Below are 21,348 nucleotides of genomic sequence, written 5' to 3' on the forward strand. Positions count from 1 at the left end.
GCTAAATACCTTGCCAGCATCCGGTTTTTGCAAATATAGCAATTCTCAGTTGCATAGATGACACTGTAGGGACACGGCATTGCCGTGTCCCTAAGAATATTTGTATCGCACGCAATTGGGTACGATAAATTCTGGCCCATCTCGTACTCTTCTGTAGGGGCTTTTCCCTTTCCGATTCCGGAAAGAGGGTTAAATTCTTGTGTTTGATTCAAATTGGTAGTCTAAATTGGCTTCAGTTGTAGTGTAAGTTACGCTCGTCTTTAACACGAAACCTTTCTCTAGGCATATTCAATACCTCTCCCTTAGGAAACTCAAATGATTAAGGAATACAGTCTAAAGTGAAATCAAATATGTAGGGAGTTTAGTTATGAAAGCAGGGCAAAAATTCGCCTTGATTGTCGGCATTTTCTTTTTTCTTTGTGGTGTAATGGGATTTATTCCAGCGTTTGTCAAAGAGCCTACAGTTACACCTGATATGGCTAACCTTGGATTCACAACTGGATACGGTTACTTACTGGGATTATTCCCTATCAATGTCTTACACAATATTGTTCATCTAACCGTGGGAATTCTGGGAATTCTTGCATCCATCTCGTTAGACAGTTCTCGCCTGTATAGTGGACTCCTCGGAATATTCTATGGGCTGCTAACTGTAATGGGGCTTATTCCTGCTACCCAGTCAACATTGGGCTTAATCCCAATCTTTGGCAACGATGTCTGGCTTCATGCAGTCACCGCAGCGATCGCAGTGTACTTTGGTTTCCTTGTTAAACCAGATTTATTGGAGATAAGCACGGGACAGCCGACCAATACTCCTGGCCAGGGCTAAAAAAGAGTAGCGTTTAAATATAGCCTATCGATTGTCTAATCAGATTGAGTTTAGCGCGCTCGCTAATTGCCTTACAGAAAACCAGTATGCTTTTAACTCAGGCGAAGTATTCTGGTTTTCTGTAAGCTTCAAATGTAATTAGATAAAGTGTTTGAATGCTGTTGTTGATAACAATTGGCGTTCTAATGCAGGATTTAATGCAAGATTATAAATATCAATTGTAATTAGATAAAGTGTTTGAATGCTGTTGTTGATAACAATTGGCGTTCTAATGCAGGATTTAATGCAAGATTATAAATATCAATAAATTCTATTTTTACAAATTAACTAGTGCCCGAACTTATTGATTAACAGACATGAATTTCGCTTAACTATTTAGTCAAAAAACATATTTGTAACACTTCCTTGGGTTATACCTGGAGTTAAACAAACTAAGCCTGCTCTAAGCTTAGTTTGTTTAGCTACGACTTTAATCGTCAGGCGTTTTTACCTTTTTCCTTACGGAGCCTCAATTGGAATCAAAGCATTTTCCGGCAAATAACTAGAGAACTGTTCCCCATCAGCCAGAACCATTATCAGCCGCAGCGGATAATCTGGTTCTATTTGCAAATCTGCCCAAGGAACTGCCACCTCTAAGCACTTATCAAAAGCCACTTGAGCGCGGCTAAAACGAGGATGCCACTGATGATTTTCCCCAGCTTCCTGAAACTCAATTGATTGAGTCAGCAAGTTAATTCCTAAATGATGGTGAAACAGATAGTTTAAAGGCGCTTCATCCGGGATATTCGCTAGAGGAATCGGACTGTTGTGCATTGTGCGGTTGTGGTAGTACCACAGCAAATGTAACTTCGGGGGAAAACCTTTACCCGGTTGAAGACCTGCTTGGAAATCCAACCGTAAATAGAAATTGAGGTGATCTACCCCATACCAGAGACGCTGAACCGCGCTACTCTTGTGCATCGTACCCCGCGATCCGCCGACTTCGATGCGACCGGCGCGATCCCAGTCTTGTTCGTCAGCGAGTCCATTGATGATCGGATGAATAAACCCTTGTGGTCGATGGTCGCCTTGCGCTTCGTGGACTTCCACGGGTTGGCGCACGTTAGGCGGTACTGGCTCATTCAAAGCTTGGTAGATTGCACACAAATGTTCGCGGAACAACTGGTCGAACATGGCATCTTGGTTGGAGGAATGACCTTCGCCAAACCACCAGAACCAGTCGGAACCTTCTGCGGCATATAGCGCTTCCCAAACTTCGGGATTGTTTTCCTCAGTTGCTTCTGGATGCTTAGCTAAGACTTCTCGCGCCGCCTCTAGCAAATCCCAGGCGCGATTTTTGGCTGGGTCGCCTATCCAGGTGGTGAAGCTACCATCTACCCAAGAGCCACTGTGCAGCTGTTGGACGGGGATGGTTTCTGTGGCGGGGAACTGGTCTAGGTATTCGGAAACTGTTACCAGTTTCAGTTCTTCGTGCTGGGAGAGGGTTTGATAAAGAGCTTCTAGGAAGGGTTTGCCGTCTAGGTAGTAGTGTTCCCAGCAATTTTCGCCGTCAAGGGCAATGGTGACGAGCCTTGGCTGTTCCAGGGCTGTACCGCCTCCAGGCTGACGGTGTTTGAGACTTCGCGCGATCGCTTCCAAATGTCCCACCAAGTCCGCAGCAGCGCGGCGCGGTTCCATCGCCCCGTAGGTGAAGCCGATCAAATCTGATAATCTGTGATCCCGAAACACGATCGACAAATCGCCGGACTCAGTTTGTAGGCGATAAGGTTGATACAGTAACTCCGGTTCATACACGTTCCCCGCACCGTCGCGATGGAAAAATTGCTTCAGCGACCAACCGAGTACCGCTTCATCGGAACATATCCAATTAAACCCCTGCTTGGCAATGTAGGGCAAAATATCCGGACTGACCGACTGTTCTGAAGGCCATAAACCGCGAGGTTCCTGTCCAAATCTGTCTATATACATATCCCAGGATTTTTGTAAATGCCTGGGAATATCTTCCGCCCACTGAAACCGCTGCCTGGGCAAGGTCATATTAGGCACCGCCACCCGTCCGGAGTTGGTATCGCTCAGTAAGGGTAAAATCGGGTGAGTGTAGGGCGTGGTTGTTACTTCCAGTTGCCCAGATTCCTGCATCTTTTTGTGTTGAGGGATGATGCGGCTCAAGATTTCGCGCTGTTTGGAGTAAATGCGCTGGCGATCGCCTAAACTAAAATTTCTCCCCTGCTTCAACCAACCTTCAATGTCTGGATCATCCCAAAACAGGGGATCAATCCACGCCAAATTATGCCAAGCCAGCAAATCGCTGTAATCTGACAAATTCCAATTTTCCCAACACCAATTTTGCCCTTTTTCCTGACGTTGATGGTAAAGCTCTCCGTAGCGGGGATGAGGATCAATCAGAGTGTGGTGATTGGCATCAAAAAAATGTTCAATAATAAATCTTTTTTGTTCTTCGCTCAGTTCTTCCTCTGGTGTCAAAGATGCTGCCAAGTAAGGATCTATTGCAGTCCCTGCAACATAATCTTCTATCTGCAAAATCAATGATGGAACGAGATTCACAGTTTGATGCAGCTTGGGATAACGTTCCAAGAGCAGGACTAAATCCAGATAATCTTTCGTCCCATGCAGACGCACCCAAGGCAAACGATACTGTTGAACTGTGCGACTTTTGTATAACGGCTGATGCTGATGCCAGATGAAAGCGATGTATAGGGGATGAGGCATAGATATAGGTAATGGGTAATGAGTAATAGGTAATGGGAGTTTTTTCTGCCTATTACCTATTACCTATTACCTATCACCTTTTACATGATTTGCTCAACTTCGGCAATTTCTGGGATAAATTCGCGCAAGCGGCGTTCAATACCCATTCTCAGGGTCATGGTAGAGCTGGGGCAAGAGCCACAAGCTCCCTGAAGCCGCAGTTTAACAACTGGCCCGTCGATGTCTACCAGTTCCACGTTACCGCCGTCAGAAATTAAGTAAGGGCGCAGTTCATCTAAAACTTGTTCGACGTTTTCCGGAGTTAGTGCCAGTGTTTGTGTCATGGTCTGTTTACCTTATGGAATCTGAGAGTGCGATCGCAACTATCTCGATCCTAGTCTACACAAGGATAAAAAACCGATGACAGCGATTCATGTAGGGTGGGCATTGTTACCCTTGTCAAGAGCGATCGCAAGTATCTCAGAACTATTGTCAGCTAAGGGTGATGAGCAGAAGCTTTCCAGAATGAGTCTTCTCGTTCTTAGCCCTATTGTCTAATTATCTGCGATCGCAGAAGCTGGAATCACAAAAAATCCTTGATTGTCACCTATATCGGCGTTGCCATTGAGGCGCGATCTCTGCGGCGATGTAGATAATAGTGAGCTATTAACTTTAAAGCTAGTGTAAAACTTTGATTAAGTTTTTGTCCGCTACGCCATTTGGCTTAAGTCATCCCCCTAAAGATAGATTACCTTAATAAAAGGAAAACAAACTTTACAGGGAGGCTGGCTGAAAAACTACCGATTTCACAGTTCTACGCGATCGCAGATACCGCTGCCTGAGCGTAATTACCGTTATAAGCGGGTAAAAAATGATACATTAATATCCGCCCTCGCTTACCTTGCTACCCAAACAACGCCATCTGCGTCAGATTCCTAACTAACTGGTGGCGGGTGATTCACTAAAATTCTTAATTTTTGTCAATACAACCAAGTTATTTGGCAGCGCGATGTGAAGCGATTCGCGCCCGAATTCTGATGGCTTCTAGTAACTAACTATAAGGAATCCTCACCGTGCAAGACCTCAACCACAACGCCAACAATCAAGACTCCACCAATTCTAGGACTGAAGTTACTTCCACCGCCGCCAATAAACAGATTGTTTTCATCGATGCCACAGTTGCGGATAAAGAAAGTCTGGTTGCGGGTGTGAAACCGGGAACAGAAGTAATTATCCTCGACTCCACGCGGGATGGTGTAGCGCAAATTACCGAAGTGTTGGCAAATCGCAGCGACATCGCCAGCGTTCACATCGTTTCCCACGGTGCTGAAGGTAGTTTACAGCTGGGAGCGAGTGCGGTTAACTCGGATAACCTGCAAGCTTACAGCAACTCTCTACAGCAGTGGACGAGTGCTTTAACAGCAGATGCCGATATTCTTCTGTATGGTTGCGATGTAGCTTCTGGAGGGAGTGGGGAAGCCTTCGTGCAACAACTGAGTCAGCTGACTGGTGCGGATGTTGCTGCTTCGGATGACTTGACGGGTAGCGCTGTCAAGGGCGGTGACTGGGATTTAGAAGTAAAAACTGGAGCAATTGAGTCACCAATAGCGTTTTTACCCGCAGCATTAGCAAATTACAACTTTGTTTTACCCGTCAGTTTCGCACCCGCCACCAACTTTGGCGTGGGGACAGAGCCTAGTTCCCTAGTCGTGGGCGACTTCAACGGCGACAAAATACTAGACCTGGTAACAGCAAACCTTGAATCTGATAACGTTTCAGTATTGTTAGGCAAAGGCGACGGCACCTTTAACAGTGCCAGCAACATTAGCGTCGGGTCAGGTCCCTATTCCGTAGCCATCGGCGACATCAACGGCGACAAAATATTAGACCTAGCAACAGCAAACTATAACTCTTACACCTCCTCAATATTGTTAGGCAAAGGCGACGGCACCTTTAATAGTCCTAGCAACGTTAGCCACCAACAATTTCCCTATTCCGTAGGTATCGGCGACTTCAACGGCGACGGCAAAGGCGACCTAGTAACAGCAAAAAACTCAGACTATAACAACATCTCAGTATCGTTAAGCAATGGCGACGGCACCTTTAAGAGTGCCAACAACACCAGCATCGGAAATGGTCCCCGTTTCGTTGCTATCGGCGACATCAACGGCGACGGCAAAGCCGACCTAGCAATACCAAACTATTTCTCTAAAGATGTCTCAGTATTGTTAAGCAATGGCGACGGCACCTTTAAAAGTAGTAGCCAGCTTAGCGTCGGGTCATCTTTCTTTTCCGTAGCCATCGGCGACATCAACGGCGACGGCAAAGCCGACCTGGCAACAGCAAACTTTCAATCTTCTAATAACGTCTCAGTATTTTTAGGCAAAGGCGACGGCACCTTTAACACTGCCAGCAACCTTAGCGCCGGGTCATACCCTTACTCCGTAGCCATTGGCGACATCGACGGCGACGGCAAAGCCGACCTGGTAACAGCAGACGCTTACTCTGACACCGCCTCAGTATTATTAGGCAATGGCGACGGCACCTTTAATAGTGCCAGCAACTTTAGAGTTGGGTCACTTCCACAATACGTAGCTATCGGAGACTTCAATGGCGACGGCAAACTAGACCTGGCGACAGCAAACTATCGCTCTAACAACGTCTCAGTTCTGCTCCAAGTTGAACCTAACCAAGCACCCAGTGTTACCCTTCCCGGTGCAGCCGTGGCCTACACCGAAAACGCCGCCGCGACAATTATTGACAGCACCGCTACGGTAGCAGACACCGACTCAGCAAACTTTCAAGGCGGAACCCTCACCGTCAGATACACCGCAGGCGGCAGCTCCTCAGACCGACTCAGCATCGCCAACATCGGCAGTATCGCTATATCCGGCACCACCGTCAGCCATGCGGGAACTGCCATCGGCACCATCGCCAGCAATGGCAGCAACGGCAGCAATCTCGTCATCAACTTAAATGCCAGTGCTACGCCTACCGTTACTCAAGAATTGCTCAGAAGTATTGCTTACAGCAGCACCTCTGAGAATCCTACCGCTTCACGCACCGTACAATTTGTCCTCACCGATGGCGACGGTGGCACCAGTACCGCAGCCACCAAAACCATCACCGTTACCCCCGTAAACGACGCTCCCAACTTCACTGCTGGCGCTGCTCAAAACGTCATGGCGAATTCCGGAGCGCAAACCGTTACCAGATGGGCTACTAATTTTAATCCTGGTACCGAGGAATCAACTCAAACACTTGACAGCTACATAGTTAATGTAGTCAACAACGCAGGCATCTTTGCAGCCGCGCCCACCATTGACATCAACGGCAACCTGACTTTCACCCCAGTTGCCAACATTGCTACCAGCACCACCGCTACCATTGAAGTTCGCGCCAAAGACAACGGCGGGACTGCTAACGGTGGAGTCGATACCTCAGTGGCAAAGACTTTCAATATCACTGTCAACCCACAACCGAAGATTAGCATCAGCGATGTCACCATCACTGAAGGCAACACCGGCATCGCCTTTGCGGAGTTCCAGGTTTCGCTTTCCAACGCCAGCACTGAAACTGTCAGCGTTAACTACGCCACCGCTAATAACACTGCGATTGCTGGCAGCGACTACACCGCCATCAACGACACCTTAACCTTCGCTCCCGGCGTCACTACCCAAACCTTCCGGGTAGCCGTTAACGGTGACATGATAGATGAACCAAATGAAAGCTTTTTTGTCAACCTGTCTAATCCCAGCAAAGCCACGATTATCGATGCTCAGGGAATCGGTAATATCATTGACAACGACACCGCAGGTTTCACTATCACCCCAATTAGCGGCAACACCAGCGAAATGGGTGGTACGACAAGCTTCAGCGTGAAGTTAAATAGCAAACCGACTGCTGACGTTACCCTCAGCTTAGCTAGTTCCGATACCACTGAAGGCACGATTTCTAACTCGAAGTTGACCTTCACTGAGAGTAACTGGAATGACGCTCAAACTGTAACGGTCAAAGGTGTTGACGATACACTGGTTGATGGCAATATTGCTTACAAAATCGTCACAAATGCAGCCGTAAGCGCTGATACCAAATACAACAACCTGAATCCGGTTGATGTCAACGTTGTCAATATCAACGACAACGATATTCCCATCGCTAACTTTATCAACGGCAATCGTTTACATTCTGACACGTTAGTAGGAACGGCACAAAACGACCAGATCAACTGTTATCGCGGTCACGATACGATTACTGGTGGTATGGGTAGCGATCGCATTTACGGCAATGCTGGAAGCGATGCTCTGTACGGTGATATGAGCAGTATGGTGGGAACTGTCGGTGGCGACGATTTGATTTGGGGTGGTAGTGGTAGCGATCGCATCTACGGCGGCTACGGTCACGATTCCCTGTACGGCGGAGTTGCAAACGACCTTCTTTGGGGTGACGCTGGCAGGGATCGACTCAGTGGCGGTCTGGGTAGCGATAGCCTTACAGGTGGTGCTGGACGCGATACTTTTGTCCTTGCTAAGGGTGAAGGTGTTGATACCATCACTGACTTCCAAATGGGTCGTGACTTTATCGGGTTGGCTGGTGGTTTGAGTTTGGGTCAGGTGTCGATCACCCAAAGAAGCAGCCAAGCTGTGATTACTAATAACTCCGACGGTGAGATTTTAGCAGCTATTAACAACATTAGTGCTGCTACTCTCCAAAGCTATGCTGCCAGCACTTTCGTGACTATCTAAGTGTAGGGACATTTTGCCCCTACAAGGTAAAATCGCTGCACCAATTGAACTAGGTGCAGCGAATTAGCTCTGTCAAGAGCGATCGCCACTATCTCATAAACTACACTGCAAGGATAATCAAATCGCCCATAGCAGAAAAATTCGTTAGTTGACACCTTGACAGGGCTAGGTAGGAAATGCCCACCATTAAAGCGTTTGGTGGGCATTTCCTACCCTACTAAACTGCTACTGGTTCAAGCAACTTAATATTAGAGTAGTTGAACTCGGTGGTAGTTTTCTGACCTTGCTCATTCGAGTGAACTACCTGCTTGGTCATCACATAGTAATCGCCAATTTTATCGAAAGTATCCTCAAATTGCAGTTCCTTGGTCGTTTCACCTGTCTGAGGGTTGCGGAAGACGACATCGTAGCGAGAGGATACGTAACCTTCTGATGTATCTAAGCTTTCCTTGGTGTCTATTGTAAAAGCCATCCGACCCATCACCCGACTCACCTGACAAATTTCGGTGCCTCGAATTTTGTAGTTAGACCCCATCGCATCGCCTTTAACTAGAATTTCCTTAGCGCCTGTGGAGTCGGTTTCGCCAAGGTTAAACTCGTTTTTGCCGTGAGCTTTTTCAAAATCTCCCCGTTTGCGGTGGGTGACAATATCTCTGAGCTGAGTATAGACGCTCTCTTGCACCGTTTCGTCTTCGATGCCAGTGACTTCTACGCTCAAATCGCGGTTGATGCGAATTTTGCCTTTGTAGACTTCATCACCTTGCTTAAGTTCTACATCGGCGCTGTATCCGGGAAAGTTGGCATCCCAAGTGTAGCGGTTTTCGTAGGCAGCCCGAAATAAGTCGCGAGCGTTTGCTGCAATCATAGAACCTTGATTAAGTTAACTTCTTTTCTAGTTTAGAAATCTTTGTAGGGTATTGGGTGTCATTAACTCATTCCCTGGCTAGAGCCTCAACCATCAGAACTGGAGGCAGAGCAAGTAAGCAAGAATGGGATTTTCAGCCTTAAGTTGACACTTAAGCATCTTGGCTGCCCTACAAGATAAAAAATTTATCTACATTAACAAATCCAGCGAACCTGTCTGAGGCGTGGAGATCATTACGGGTTCTTGATACAGGGGTACTGTGAATGTGACTGTTGAACCGAGTCCTTCGCCCATGCTGTAGAAGTTTACGACCCCACCCATTGCTTCTACAAGCCTTTGCGAAATTGCCAGTCCTAGACCAGTTCCGCCATACTGTCGCGTGCGGGAGCCATCTACCTGAGAGAAAGATTGAAACAGTTTATCTTGCTTGTCGAGGGAAACGCCAATCCCGGTATCAGCCACTTGGACTTTTACCAAGCCGGGAAATTCCTGTCCGGCAAATTTGATTTTCTTTTTGCTCACCTCAGCACTGACTGTAACCCCGCCTTCGTGAGTAAATTTGATGGCGTTCCCAATCAGATTTAACATCACTTGCAGGAGACGCTGATAGTTACCGTACAGGATAACTTCATCGTGGGTGGGGGGCATTTGAATACATAAACTCAGGTTCTTCATCTGCGCCTGATTTCGCGTAAATTCCTCAACATCGCCAAATAACTCTTCCAGCTTTACCTGTCCGAGTTCCAGCTCCATTTTGCCTGCTTCTATTTTGGCAACATCAAGGATGTCGTTGATCAGGTTGAGTAAATGCAGGGCGGAACGATAGGCATCTTGGATAAACTCCAGTTGCTCTTCAGGCTCGTCTACTGTGCCGTCTAGAATCAGCTTCAGGGAGCCGATCATACCGTTGAGGGGAGTGCGGAGTTCGTGAGAGGTGTTTGCCAAAAATTCTGATTTAAGGCGGCTTGCTTCTTCTGCTTGTTCGCTAGCTTGCTCTAATTCTTTGTAGAGTTTGGCATGAGCGATCGCTGTCCCTACCTGATCTGCCAGCTCTCTGACTAACTCTACCTCTGCTTCGCTCCATCTGCGCGTGCGATCGCACTGTTGAATGCTTAGCAGTCCGTTTGGCTGGTTTTGATAGCTTGTTGAAACCACTAATACCGACTGATATCCAAAGCTATTGCCTCCCGCCTGTTCCACTACCACGGGTTCGCCTTTCGCTTCCAGCCCTTGTTTCAGGTATGGGTCTTCCGCTAGCGGTAAATACTGTCCCAGCAGCGATCGCACTGACTCCTGGCAATACTCCGCCACCACTTGCACTTTTGGGCTACAACTTTCGTAGTTGCATATCATGCAGCGGCTGACGTTCAATCCTTCTCCCAGCCCCTTGACCGTTTGCTGCCAAATCGTATCTAGATCCAGCGTGCGGCGGATATTTCTGGCGATCTGGCTTAATAGCTTTTGGTACTGGTCTGTACTTAACAAAGTTGACTCGAAAGTTAGCAGTGGAACATTAACAGGAGCCACCATCAGAATATACCTGCTAAATTGCAAACTGAGAATAGGCAATATTTACCAGTCGTCATGTGATAGATGCTTTTGTCGAAAAACTTAAAACTTCCGCCCCTGAGTCTATACACTTTATGATCAATCGTTCCATTCGCCTCTAGGAGGCACGGGCGGATTTCGCTCTAGGGTGCGGGTCAGTTCGTCATCGCGATCACGTTCTCCCCTCAGCCACTGTCTTATGGCTGTCTCAATCACCTTACTTGGGTCATTTGTTAGGTGCTTTATTTGATCTACCAATTCCGAATCCAGGTGTATCGCAACTTCCACCTTTTCCCCTGACCTTTTGGAATACACGGACCGCTCGTTCATAAGCTTTTGCAGCATCTATATTTATGATGAGATTTTTGTTTTAGCAATTCTCCAGGTGAGAGACACTAAACCGCTTTTCCATGCTAACTGGTGTTTTGCCAACTCAGGAAAGTCAAATCCAGCTTTTGTCCACGTATGAAACAAAATTTTGCAATTCCTCCCCTTTCCCTGAGCTATATGCTCTGGCGACTGGAGCGATAAAAAGATAGCAGGCTGAGGCTTTTGTCCTGAAGTCTTGACATCTTAACAATTATCGGTGAGTTTGAGGGATGTACCCAAAACCTTATTTTTTAAGTATGGGGATGAAACTACACCACCCACATATACTTATTAAAGCCTAAAGCGTAGCAACATTTTAAATAAGTCTATAAGTTTTGTTTTATAATCTCTGCATAAATGCCTAAAGCTAGTAACGTTGGTCAGGAAGCTGAAATTTGCTGATTTGAATAAAGTCAAGACAGATATATTGCTCCAGATGCAAGTCGAAAATACTCGCCTTGCCAAGAGTTTGTTCTAACTCTCATGCAGAGACGAAAAATTACCACAGCGAAAGTGTCAACAACTTGCAATCTGAACTTAGCAGGTAAACTATTCGCCCTACCATCTTTGCCACAAACAGAAATACTTGCCTGATAAAAAGGTACGGAGTAGATACAGTTGGTCATTCCCTACTTTTAAAAGTGTAAAGCTCATACCTATAGAAGGATGCTTTCTTCACGCTTCACCAATGTTCGATTTGGTTTTAGCTCAAAAGCAGAGCAACGGTCAACCTATTGCCAACAGTTCAGATACTCGACTTCTTAGGGAAGTCGGGTATCTCTCCTTCACGGGTAGCGGTAACTCCATGAATATTAGCTGTCCTAGTCACACTTAAGGCTAGATGGGAGAATCCCCCGTATTATATGGGTGGGGAGTGTCAAAATTTGTGTAAAAATACTTCAAATTCGCAAAGCCTTGTCTCTAACCCGGCGTCGGATATCTTATGCCAAGATCCCAAGCTGGGTGTCGGACACATTAGAATATGTGAAGTCTGCTGAATCTCGATTGCCGCTCTCGATGTGCCTTTTTCTTTGGCTATGACCTCAGTACCTGTTTCTCACATTCGTAATTTCTCCATCATCGCCCACATTGACCACGGTAAATCCACCCTGGCGGATCGCCTCTTGCAATCCACAGGTACTGTAGAAGATCGGCAGATGAAGGAACAGTTCCTAGACAATATGGATTTAGAACGGGAGCGCGGCATTACCATTAAGCTGCAAGCTGCCCGGATGAACTATACTGCCAAAGACGGTGAGCAGTACGTTCTAAATTTAATTGATACTCCCGGTCACGTAGATTTCTCCTACGAGGTATCGCGCAGTCTCGCCGCTTGCGAAGGCGCACTTTTAGTAGTGGATGCGTCCCAAGGTGTGGAAGCTCAAACTCTCGCTAATGTCTATCTTGCTCTTGAGAATAACCTGGAAATTATACCAGTTTTAAATAAGATTGATTTGCCAGGAGCCGAGCCAGATAGGGTAAAGGGAGAAATTGAAGAAATTATTGGGCTAGATTGCAGTGGTGCAATTCTTGCTTCTGCTAAAGAGGGGATTGGGATTGACGAGATTCTGGAGTCTATCGTTCACCTGGTACCACCCCCGCAAGATACAGTTTCAGAACGATTGCGGGCGTTGATTTTTGATAGCTACTACGACAGTTACCGGGGTGTAATTGTATACTTCCGGGTGATGGATGGTACGGTGAAAAAAGGCGATCGCATCCGCCTGATGGCCAGCGGAACAGAATACGAAATTGACGAATTAGGTGTCCTTTGCCCCACCCAAAAGCAGGTAAATGAACTACACGCCGGAGAAGTGGGCTACCTAGCAGCAGCGATTAAAGCTGTCGAAGATGCCAGAGTCGGAGACACCATTACCTTAGCCAAGGCCCAAGCAGCCGAACCCTTACCTGGTTACACCGAAGCAAAACCAATGGTCTTCTGTGGTATGTTTCCCACAGATGCCGACCAATACCCCGACTTGCGAGAGGCTTTAGAAAAGCTAAAGTTAAATGATGCCGCCCTGCACTACGAACCAGAGACATCGAGTGCGATGGGATTCGGCTTCCGCTGCGGCTTCTTGGGCTTGCTGCACATGGAAATTGTCCAAGAGCGGTTAGAGCGAGAATATGACCTGGATTTAATTATCACCGCTCCTTCCGTAGTCTATCGGGTAATCACCAACAAAGGTGAAGAACTCTACATCGATAATCCCAGCCACCTACCAGCGCCGAACGAGCGCGAAAAAATCGAAGAACCTTATGTCAAGGTAGACATGATTACACCAGAAACGTACGTAGGTACGCTGATGGAGTTGTGTCAAAATCGACGCGGTATATTCAAAGACATGAAGTATTTAACTCAGGGGCGAACTACCGTGACATATGAGTTACCCCTGGCGGAAGTAGTGACGGACTTTTTCGATCAGATGAAGTCCAGAACGAGGGGCTATGCCAGTATGGAATATCACCTGATTGGCTATCAGGAAAATCCGCTGGTTAAGTTGGATATCATGATTAACGGAGATCCGGTTGATGCCTTGGCGATGATTGTCCACCGTGACAAAGCCTATGGCGTGGGACGAGCTTTAACAGAAAAGTTAAAAGAACTAATTCCCCGGCATCAATTCAAGATACCTCTTCAAGCTTCGATAGGCAGTAAAGTCATCGCCAGCGAACAAATCCCAGCTTTGAGAAAAGACGTTCTTGCCAAGTGCTACGGCGGTGACATCTCCCGGAAGAAAAAATTGTTGCAGAAGCAAGCTAAGGGTAAAAAGCGCATGAAGTCAATAGGTACAGTTGATGTACCCCAATCAGCCTTCATGGCAGTGTTGCGCCTCGACCAAGAATAACCTTTGGGTTATTTAGATTCGGGAGCATCTGGGAGCCAATTTCCCAGATTGCCTTAGCCTCGATGCTCCACGAACTCAGGCTACCTACCCAGCCTCAAAACCCATAAACTGCTTTTTTTTGGCGTTGCACATTTTTTGAATGTGCAACGCCAATGCTTTAGACGGCTCTGGGTAAGGCTTTGCCCGTTCGCTGTAGAGTTTGGGCGCTCTGGGGTTTTGATTCAAAGCTTTGCTACTTTACTAAGTACACTTAATATTTACTAAATATTTACCGAATATTTACGGATGGGCGATAGAGCGATCGCTCCGTATACTCTAAGCTAGTTAACAACGGAATACCTCTGGACAGCAGTGCTTCCCAAGGTTAGTTTAGATATCGATTCTCTCCCTAGCGCGAGTCAGTTACCGATGCGAATTATAGTTACAGGTGGTGCGGGTTTCGTGGGTTCCCATCTCATCGACCGATTGATGAGTGCTGGACACGAAGTCATCTGCTTAGATAACTTCTACACGGGAAGTAAGCGCAACATCTTGAAATGGCTGGATCACCCTTACTTTGAGATGATCCGCCACGACATCACAGAACCAATTCGGCTAGAAGTAGATCAGATATATCATCTAGCCTGCCCTGCTTCCCCTGTTCACTACCAATACAACCCAGTTAAAACCGTCAAAACAAGCGTTTTGGGGACGATGAATATGCTGGGTTTAGCCAAGCGGGTAAAAGCCCGATTCCTTCTGGCGTCAACTTCTGAGGTGTATGGCGACCCCGACGTTCATCCCCAGCCAGAAGAGTATCGAGGCAATGTCAACCCAATTGGGATACGTTCTTGTTACGACGAAGGCAAGCGAATTGCAGAAACTTTATCGTTTGACTATCATCGCCAAAATGGTGTAGATATTCGGGTTGCTCGAATCTTCAACACTTATGGCCCGCGAATGTTAGAAAATGACGGGCGAGTGGTGAGCAATTTTATCGTCCAAGCGCTGCGAGGAATACCGTTAACTGTGTATGGTGATGGTTCACAAACTCGGAGTTTTTGTTATGTTTCTGACCTGGTGGAAGGGCTGATCCGATTGATGAATGGCGAACATACTGGGCCGATTAATTTAGGTAATCCAGATGAATACACCATCTTAGAATTGGCTCAGAAAATACAACATATGGTGAATCCGGACGCGGACATTAAATTTGAAGCGCTGCCGCAAGATGACCCTAAGCAGAGACAACCAGATATTACTCGTGCTAAAACTTGGTTGGGTTGGGAACCTACCATTCCTCTGCAAGAAGGGTTAAAACTGACTGTAGAAGATTTTAGGGAGCGCATCAACAACGGTTAACGGGCATGGTTCATAGTTCATGGTTCATGGCAATAAACAATGAATTAGAAACTATGAACAAAAATCTAATATCCCCAGTATTTTCATTCAACAAAGAGGATTTATTTCTATGCGTGTTTGTGTAATTGGCACTGGATACGTTGGCTTGGTAACAGGTGCCAGCCTTGCTCATATCGGGCATCACGTCATCTGTGTAGACAATAATGAAGAAAAAGTCAAGCTGATGAAGGCGGGACAGTCGCCAATATATGAGCCGGGGCTGTCGGATATTATGCAGTCAGCTTCGAGTTCAGGGCATCTGGAGTTCACAACCGATTTAGGTGCAGGGGTGGCTCATGGAGAAATTCTGTTTATCGCAGTCGGAACACCGCCTTTGCCCACAGGTGAAAGCGATACGCGCTACGTGGAAGCTGTCGCCCGTGGAATCGGCTCTCATCTTGATAACAGCTACAAAGTGATTGTGAATAAATCCACAGTGCCAATTGGATCTGGTGACTGGGTGCGGATGATTGTGCTGGATGGTGTTTCTGAACGCCAGAAATCGCTGGTAGCAGCTGGCGATGTTGGTGGCGAAGAGAAATTTGGAGAGTTTACCGCGCAGTTTGATGTGGTAAGCAATCCGGAGTTTTTGCGGGAAGGTTCGGCGGTTTACGACACGTTTAACCCGGATCGGATTGTACTGGGAAGCACTAATCCCAAAGCGATCGCTATGATGCAAGAACTCTACGCGCCCATCGTAGAGCGTAAAGTTGCCGAAGATCAATCCCTGCCGCCAGTGCCAGTTGTGGTGACAGACATCAACTCAGCAGAGATGATCAAGTACGCCGCTAATGCTTTCCTGGCAACCAAAATCAGCTTTATCAACGAAGTTGCCAATATATGCGATCGCGTCGGTGCTGATGTCACCCAGGTGGCAAAGGGTATCGGTTTAGATTCCCGCATCGGCAACAAATTTTTGCAAGCTGGAATTGGCTGGGGCGGTTCCTGCTTCCCCAAAGATGTCTCCGCCTTGATTCACACGGCTGAAGATTACGGCTATGATGCCCAACTGATGAAAGCTGCTGTCACCGTTAACCAACGCCAGCGTCTGATTGCTCTGGAAAAACTCCAGCAGGTTCTCAAAATCCTTAAGGGCAAAACTGTCGGACTTCTGGGTTTGACCTTTAAACCAGATACCGATGATATGCGCGACGCACCAGCACTGATGCTGATCGAGCAACTGAACCGACTCGGAGCGAAAGTGAAAGCCTTCGACCCGATTGTTTCTTCTACAGGGATGCGCCACGGTTTAACTGGCGTGTTTGTGGAAACCGATCCAGAACGGCTAGCTGATGGCTGCGATGCCTTGGTGCTGGTGACAGACTGGCAACAGTTCCGGAATCTAGACTTCGCTAAGATGGCGAAGCTGATGAATAACCCCGTGATGATTGACGGGCGCAACTTCCTTGACCGGAAGGAAGTTGAAAACGCTGGTTTCCAATATGTGGGCGTAGGACGCTAATAGCTAACATAGCAATCCTCGACCCAGTTTTGAGATTGTAGCCCTTGAGATCCCCGACTTCTTTAAGAAGTCGGGGATCTCGCTTTTACGAATCATTTAAAACTGCCTTATTTTGTGCCAAATTAGTCCAGCGAGAATTAATCCTAAACCGATTTGCCAAATTTGCGGATCTACCCAAAAAGCGAGGAATAGACAAGATACTAAACCTAATATGGCTAACCATTTGGGATAGAGTCGCTGATTATTCGGTAGTTGCCATGCTGCCAAATTTGTAATTGCATAGTAAATCAAAACGTTAAAGGCGCTGAACGACCAGGTTGTTTTAACATTACCAACCAGCACCAAAAGCGCGATCGCAATTCCGACAACCAGCACTGCCAAATTCGGTGTCGTTCCTTGCGGGTTCAAACGCGCCAAAACTCTAGGTGCATCCCGCCGCCGCCCCATCGCCAGCAACACGCGAGATAAGCCTAAAATTAGGTTAAGTAACACGCCCAACATGGCAGTCATGGCACCGATACTTAAGATTGCAGCACCACCCGCACTCCCCACGTTGCGAATTGCTGCCTCAAGCGGTGCTGACTGGTTAGTAGTATTACCCAAAACATTAGACCCTACTGCGGCAATACCAACCGCCGCCACTGCTATGTAAAGCAGCATTGTCAATACCAGGGTGACAATCATCGCCTTGGGAATCGTCTTTCTGGGTTCCCGCGCTTCCTCCCCCATTGTGGCAATGCGTCCATAACCTGTGTAGGCGACAAACATCAGCGCAGTCGCTTCTAGTACCGTTGCTGGGGAGCCGATGAAAAAGGGAGTGAGATTTTCTGCGCGGTTTGCGATCGCACTCGGCAGACAAGCAAAGATAAAGAAAGTTAAAGATAGTAGCGTCACCGATACTATTGCAATATTGGTGACATTAGAGCGACGGATGCCACCAAGAACAATTAAGGTAAAAATAACTACAGCCGCTAGAGCTGTGGGAATGAGAAATCCTCGCCCGTACAAACCAGTAGCATTCAACAAGTAACTGGCAAAACCCAAAGCAGCAGTCGCCGCTGAAGCAGTCTTTGCTAAGAGAAACATCCAACCTGCGGTGAACCCCAAACTCGGAGTTAGGTACTTATAGCCATATTCGTAGGTTCCACCGCTGACAGCATGATTTGCAGCTAGTTGAGCGCTGTTAAGACCGTTGCAGGTTGCTATAAGGGCTGCGATCGCCATTGCTAAAATTACCGCAGGGCCAGCGATTCCGGCTGCAATACCGATACTGACAAATACCCCAGTACCGACAATCGAACCTAAGCCCATCATGGTTGCGCCTAAAACCCCTAACTCTCGTTGCAGCTGTGGGGGTGAGGTTCTAGCAGACACAAGGCATCTCCCAGGTAAAAACTACCGATATGTTACTACCGACAGGTTAAGGCTGGTTTGTCATAGCGATCGCTCGATAATAATGATTAATTGAGTGTTGTTATGGGGAAGTTGTGATGTCTGTTGAGCTACTCCGGCGGAAATTTACAGTAGCACAATATCACCAGATGGCGGCATCGGGTATTCTCACAGAAGACGACCGAGTGGAACTAATCCGAGGAGAAATTGTTGAAATGTCGCCTATTGGCAGGTTTCATGCAGCTTGCGTGAGAAGATTGATCAGACTTTTTTCTCAACGCTTGGGCGATCGCGCTTTAGTCGATGCTCAAGATCCGGTGGAATTAGAAGACAATTCTGAACCTCAACCCGATTTGACATTGCTGCAACTGCGCGATGATTTTTATGCAGGGGGACATCCTCAATCAGAGGATATATTTCTGTTAGTTGAAGTTGCCGATACTACAGTTGAAACTGACCGTGAAGTGAAAATTCCCCTTTATGCTGAATACAACATTAGAGAAGTTTGGCTGGTAGATATCAAAAAGGAATGTTTGGAAGTATACCGACAGCCCTCACCAAATGGCTATCAAGAAATCCTGAAGTACCAACGAGGTCAAACCGTATCTGTGCAAGCTTTTCCTGACGTTATTTTTACTGTAGATGAAGTGCTGGGATAATTGCTGGAAACTGTGGTCACTTAACTAACTGGTTCGGAAAATGTAATGGCGTTGCCGTCCAAGTCGAGAATTGTGAACTCTTTCAATCCCCAAGATTGCGTTGCCAATGTTCCATTTGGGTGAATAATTTCAGCAAATTTATATTCTTCATATAGCGTCTCAATTCCCTCAACATTGATACGGCAGGCAGTATTTTCTGCAATGTATTTGTCCTTACACTGCCAAAGATGTATTTCGACAGCGTCGCGTTTCAAGCCTGCATAATCGCCATAGTTAAAAAGCGTTGTAAACCCAAGCTGTTGCTCATAAAAATTGATAGCTTTTTCAATGTCAGTCGCCGCGAATTTGGGTATGGCAGTTTTCAGCATCTGGTTTATGATCCCGCAAGACCGAAGTTTCTAGCGCAGCTCGTAGCCGCGACGATACAGTAATTCCAATTGACCTCCATACTGCTGAATAAAGGCAAGTTGCCGCCGATACAACCCGCGAAACGTATTGGCAAAAAGGAGGGTAAAGATAGCAACTATCAGCCCAAATGCTGTGGAAATTAAAGCCTCACTGATTCCGGCTGTGACATCGGCAGTTTGAGTACCTCCTACATCTCCCAATCTCAGAGAGGCAAAAGAGTTAATCAACCCTAAAACTGTCCCCAAAAGCCCTAACAAAGGGGCAAGGCTGATAATCGTATCAAACACTGTATTAAAACGCTTCAGCAAGGGCAACTCTGCTTGAGCGGCACTTTCTAAAGCCAGTCGAAAGTCCTCTGGGGTGGGCTTTTCTAATTCCAAAGCTGCCAGAAATATCCGCGCCATCGGTAAATCTGCATTTTGCTCTAGAATTGCGATCGCTTGCGCCCTGACATCGGCAGACTGCGGATTACTGCGGTACAGCACCAAAACTTCGCGCACGAAACGATTTTGGCGGATGATAAGCTGCTGCCAAAAAAAAATCCTTTCTAAAATCAATGCCACTGCCAGGAGTGAGAATACCAGAAGCGGCAACATGACCACCCCACCAAGAAAAAATAGACGCAGGACTGACATAAAAATTAGCTAATTGCTGAGTGCTAATCGCTAATTGTTTAAGAGCCATTAGCCATTAGCTAAGATTAGGGATTATTTGGAACGCGCTCGATTTGGGCGTAACCGCTGAAAACTAGCGTTTCCCCTTGTGTTTCCAGGCGATTGATTCGCAGCGTTACACCATCGAGATTAAAGCGATCCAGATCGACCATGTTATCTAAAATCTCAGAGAATACCTTTGTCAAGGTATCAGAAATATCCCTTAACGATTCAGGCACCGCTTCAGATTGAAATTTTGCATCTTTAAAACGAACGCGCCGCCGCCTTTCCGCTGCTAGGGTTGCGGTCATGCTGACTGGCACCATTCCTTTTTCGCCTAAATCTGCTTGGGCAAAAATCTGCACTTGGTTATTGGGTAGCAGCTGTACGTTTACTTCGCTAAAGGATACAGGCTGACCGCCAGATAATTCTGTCAATTCAGGTGTTTCAAGATTTTGTAGCCGCTTTTTTACCAGTTCCGCTTGGAAGGATTGGTTGATATCTGCTTCTGATAGCGTTACTTGGGCAACCGCTTGGGTGGGTTGCTTGAGCACAATCTTACCGCTCATTACACCGCTGAAGTCAATTGAGACGGCATCTGTCTCAAAAGAGACCTCCTGGGCGCGAAACTCGCGGCGAATTACCAGACCACTGCCATTCATCTTGAAGCTGTCAATACTTCCTTGTAGAAGTTTGCTGGAGGGATAGCAGCGAACAGCAACTTCTACAGACTCACTCTGGGTAAACAAGTGGCGAATTGTCTTGCTGGCTACTGTATTGAGAAGGCGTTCTCCCCAATCCGTGCCTGTATTGTTGGTGAAACCAGTAAGGCCGCCTAACATAAAGTTTAACGTCCGCGAGAGTGCTTACTCTCTTGTTTGTAACAAAATATTAAGGAATGTGCAATCGAGAAAATAGCGCTAAAGGGTGCTAAAGCGCTTATGTATCAAGGTTATCAGCCTTAAAATGTCAAAATATATAGAATTTTCTGACTTCTGCGATTAGTTAAATCAATAAGGGCGGGATTTTCTCAATAAGGTAGCGATCACTACGGGGAAACTATACCCATTTATATACTGAATTCCTCACTCATAACCACCTATAACAGCAAAATTTACCCTGGTGCAGTCTTTTCAGAAAAAGGTAGAGGGCAAAAGTTGAGAATTAGGGGCTTGTCACTTGGCTGTCGCTAATCGCCTCTTTATGTGCGCCAAGTTTAGCAGGCGCAATAAATTATCTCACCTGCTGACATTACTGGCACGATTGTTAGTAACGATTGTTTAAATCAATAGCATACTTGCATTTATACGTCAAGCAAATAATTTAATTGGCTTCACAGTTTCATCCACTTTTTTTCGTTCCCAGGCTAACCCTCGGAATGCTATAAATGAGGATCTCCCTCATCTATTCTTGTCTTGAGCTTTGTTACTAAAAAGGGGAGGTATAGCCTCCTTAAATTTCGTTCCCATGCTGACCTGGG

General features: G+C 46.6%; 18 protein-coding genes and 1 pseudogene. 7 read left to right on the forward strand and 12 right to left on the reverse strand.

Translation table 11 applies throughout. From position 1 onward, the window contains the following. Positions 1-367: 367 nt before the first annotated feature. Positions 368-829: a DUF4383 domain-containing protein gene (locus H6F63_RS18470; RefSeq protein ID WP_190638975.1), complete on the forward strand. Its 462-nt coding sequence runs from the start codon at positions 368-370 to the stop codon at positions 827-829. Positions 830-1,327: 498 nt separating this feature from the next. Here the strand turns inward: H6F63_RS18470 and H6F63_RS18475 are convergent, their stop codons facing one another. Further along, complete coding sequence (locus H6F63_RS18475) at positions 1,328-3,559, reverse strand: glycoside hydrolase (protein WP_190638976.1); 2,232 nt, start codon at positions 3,557-3,559, stop codon at positions 1,328-1,330. A gap of 80 nt (positions 3,560-3,639) precedes the next feature. Further along, the gene (locus H6F63_RS18480) at positions 3,640-3,882 is read right to left on the reverse strand and encodes a NifU family protein (protein ID WP_190424801.1); all 243 of its coding nucleotides are present in this window, start codon (positions 3,880-3,882) and stop codon (positions 3,640-3,642) included. A gap of 76 nt (positions 3,883-3,958) precedes the next feature. Here H6F63_RS18480 and H6F63_RS18485 point away from each other — a divergent pair, with 76 nt between their 5' ends. Next, positions 3,959-4,096 (forward strand): hypothetical protein, encoded by a 138-nt coding sequence (locus tag H6F63_RS18485; RefSeq protein ID WP_190638977.1) that lies wholly within the window; start codon positions 3,959-3,961, stop codon positions 4,094-4,096. Positions 4,097-4,611: 515 nt separating this feature from the next. Continuing rightward, positions 4,612-8,283 (forward strand): DUF4347 domain-containing protein, encoded by a 3,672-nt coding sequence (locus H6F63_RS18490; RefSeq protein WP_190638978.1) that lies wholly within the window; start codon positions 4,612-4,614, stop codon positions 8,281-8,283. Here the strand turns inward: H6F63_RS18490 and H6F63_RS18495 are convergent. From H6F63_RS18495 to H6F63_RS18510, 4 genes and pseudogenes are all read right to left on the reverse strand, one after another. Next, positions 8,280-8,489, reverse strand: coding sequence for a hypothetical protein (locus tag H6F63_RS18495; protein WP_190638979.1), 210 nt, complete (start codon positions 8,487-8,489; stop codon positions 8,280-8,282). The two genes, H6F63_RS18490 and H6F63_RS18495, sit on opposite strands and share 4 nt — an antisense overlap. 11 nt (positions 8,490-8,500) lie before the next feature. Further along, entirely contained in the window at positions 8,501-9,148 is a 648-nt protein-coding gene (locus H6F63_RS18500) for a DUF3386 domain-containing protein (RefSeq protein ID WP_190424795.1), read from the reverse strand. 189 nt (positions 9,149-9,337) lie between these two features. After that, a pseudogene (locus tag H6F63_RS18505) lies at positions 9,338-10,630 on the reverse strand (ATP-binding protein); the annotation flags it as partial. Positions 10,631-10,795: 165 nt separating this feature from the next. Then, positions 10,796-11,026: a type II toxin-antitoxin system CcdA family antitoxin gene (locus H6F63_RS18510; protein ID WP_190424791.1), complete on the reverse strand. Its 231-nt coding sequence runs from the start codon at positions 11,024-11,026 to the stop codon at positions 10,796-10,798. Between the two features lie 1,076 nt (positions 11,027-12,102). Here H6F63_RS18510 and lepA point away from each other — a divergent pair. Continuing rightward, positions 12,103-13,914, forward strand: coding sequence for a translation elongation factor 4 (gene lepA / locus H6F63_RS18515; protein WP_190638981.1), 1,812 nt, complete (start codon positions 12,103-12,105; stop codon positions 13,912-13,914). A gap of 84 nt (positions 13,915-13,998) precedes the next feature. Here lepA and H6F63_RS18520 read toward each other — a convergent pair whose 3' ends face one another. Continuing rightward, the gene (locus tag H6F63_RS18520; protein WP_190424785.1) at positions 13,999-14,139 is read right to left on the reverse strand and encodes a hypothetical protein; all 141 of its coding nucleotides are present in this window, start codon (positions 14,137-14,139) and stop codon (positions 13,999-14,001) included. 183 nt (positions 14,140-14,322) lie between these two features. Here H6F63_RS18520 and H6F63_RS18525 point away from each other — a divergent pair, with 183 nt between their 5' ends. Continuing rightward, the gene (locus tag H6F63_RS18525) at positions 14,323-15,255 is read left to right on the forward strand and encodes a UDP-glucuronic acid decarboxylase family protein (RefSeq protein ID WP_190638982.1); all 933 of its coding nucleotides are present in this window, start codon (positions 14,323-14,325) and stop codon (positions 15,253-15,255) included. A 109-nt stretch (positions 15,256-15,364) separates the two neighbouring features. Continuing rightward, a complete protein-coding gene (locus tag H6F63_RS18530; RefSeq protein ID WP_190638983.1) occupies positions 15,365-16,756 on the forward strand; it encodes a UDP-glucose/GDP-mannose dehydrogenase family protein in 1,392 nt (463 codons plus the stop codon). A 96-nt stretch (positions 16,757-16,852) separates the two neighbouring features. Here the strand turns inward: H6F63_RS18530 and H6F63_RS18535 are convergent, their stop codons facing one another. After that, entirely contained in the window at positions 16,853-18,130 is a 1,278-nt protein-coding gene (locus tag H6F63_RS18535; protein ID WP_190638984.1) for an amino acid permease, read from the reverse strand. A gap of 116 nt (positions 18,131-18,246) precedes the next feature. On the opposite strand from H6F63_RS18535, the gene H6F63_RS18540 reads away from it, so the two are divergent. After that, entirely contained in the window at positions 18,247-18,807 is a 561-nt protein-coding gene (locus H6F63_RS18540; protein ID WP_190638985.1) for a Uma2 family endonuclease, read from the forward strand. Positions 18,808-18,827: 20 nt separating this feature from the next. Here H6F63_RS18540 and H6F63_RS18545 read toward each other — a convergent pair whose 3' ends face one another. Genes H6F63_RS18545 through H6F63_RS18555 form a run of 4 tightly spaced genes read right to left on the reverse strand, consistent with a single transcriptional unit; the run spans position 18,828 to position 20,710 of the window. Next, positions 18,828-19,175 carry a VOC family protein gene (locus H6F63_RS18545; RefSeq protein ID WP_190638986.1) on the reverse strand — a complete coding sequence of 116 codons (348 nt, stop codon included), beginning with the start codon at positions 19,173-19,175 and terminating at the stop codon, positions 18,828-18,830. A gap of 30 nt (positions 19,176-19,205) precedes the next feature. Beyond that, on the reverse strand, positions 19,206-19,784 hold the full coding sequence (locus H6F63_RS18550; RefSeq protein ID WP_347276809.1) for a MotA/TolQ/ExbB proton channel family protein: 579 nt from the start codon (positions 19,782-19,784) through the stop codon (positions 19,206-19,208). After that, a complete protein-coding gene (locus tag H6F63_RS30125) occupies positions 19,684-19,899 on the reverse strand; it encodes a hypothetical protein (RefSeq protein WP_242019909.1) in 216 nt (71 codons plus the stop codon). Before H6F63_RS30125 ends, H6F63_RS18550 begins: the two co-directional genes overlap by 101 nt. 16 nt (positions 19,900-19,915) lie before the next feature. Then, entirely contained in the window at positions 19,916-20,710 is a 795-nt protein-coding gene (locus tag H6F63_RS18555) for a DUF2993 domain-containing protein (RefSeq protein WP_190638988.1), read from the reverse strand. Positions 20,711-21,348 lie beyond the last annotated feature (638 nt).

The sequence above is a fragment of the Trichocoleus sp. FACHB-40 genome, assembly GCF_014695915.1.
In the GTDB taxonomy this organism is placed as follows: domain Bacteria; phylum Cyanobacteriota; class Cyanobacteriia; order Cyanobacteriales; family FACHB-T130; genus Funiculus; species Funiculus sociatus.

Excerpts from the sequence above, each read along its gene's own strand:
- H6F63_RS18470 (WP_190638975.1), top strand. The coding sequence starts at position 368 with ATGAAAGCAGGGCAAAAATTCGCCTTGATTGTCGGCATTTTCTTTTTT.
- H6F63_RS18475 (WP_190638976.1), bottom strand. The coding sequence starts at position 3,559 with ATGCCTCATCCCCTATACATCGCTTTCATCTGGCATCAGCATCAGCCG.
- H6F63_RS18480 (WP_190424801.1), bottom strand. The coding sequence starts at position 3,882 with ATGACACAAACACTGGCACTAACTCCGGAAAACGTCGAACAAGTTTTA.
- H6F63_RS18485 (WP_190638977.1), top strand. The coding sequence starts at position 3,959 with ATGACAGCGATTCATGTAGGGTGGGCATTGTTACCCTTGTCAAGAGCG.
- H6F63_RS18495 (WP_190638979.1), bottom strand. The coding sequence starts at position 8,489 with ATGCCCACCAAACGCTTTAATGGTGGGCATTTCCTACCTAGCCCTGTC.
- H6F63_RS18500 (WP_190424795.1), bottom strand. The coding sequence starts at position 9,148 with ATGATTGCAGCAAACGCTCGCGACTTATTTCGGGCTGCCTACGAAAAC.
- H6F63_RS18510 (WP_190424791.1), bottom strand. The coding sequence starts at position 11,026 with ATGAACGAGCGGTCCGTGTATTCCAAAAGGTCAGGGGAAAAGGTGGAA.
- lepA (WP_190638981.1), top strand. The coding sequence starts at position 12,103 with ATGACCTCAGTACCTGTTTCTCACATTCGTAATTTCTCCATCATCGCC.
- H6F63_RS18525 (WP_190638982.1), top strand. The coding sequence starts at position 14,323 with ATGCGAATTATAGTTACAGGTGGTGCGGGTTTCGTGGGTTCCCATCTC.
- H6F63_RS18530 (WP_190638983.1), top strand. The coding sequence starts at position 15,365 with ATGCGTGTTTGTGTAATTGGCACTGGATACGTTGGCTTGGTAACAGGT.
- H6F63_RS18540 (WP_190638985.1), top strand. The coding sequence starts at position 18,247 with ATGTCTGTTGAGCTACTCCGGCGGAAATTTACAGTAGCACAATATCAC.
- H6F63_RS18545 (WP_190638986.1), bottom strand. The coding sequence starts at position 19,175 with ATGCTGAAAACTGCCATACCCAAATTCGCGGCGACTGACATTGAAAAA.
- H6F63_RS30125 (WP_242019909.1), bottom strand. The coding sequence starts at position 19,899 with ATGGCTCTTAAACAATTAGCGATTAGCACTCAGCAATTAGCTAATTTT.
- H6F63_RS18555 (WP_190638988.1), bottom strand. The coding sequence starts at position 20,710 with ATGTTAGGCGGCCTTACTGGTTTCACCAACAATACAGGCACGGATTGG.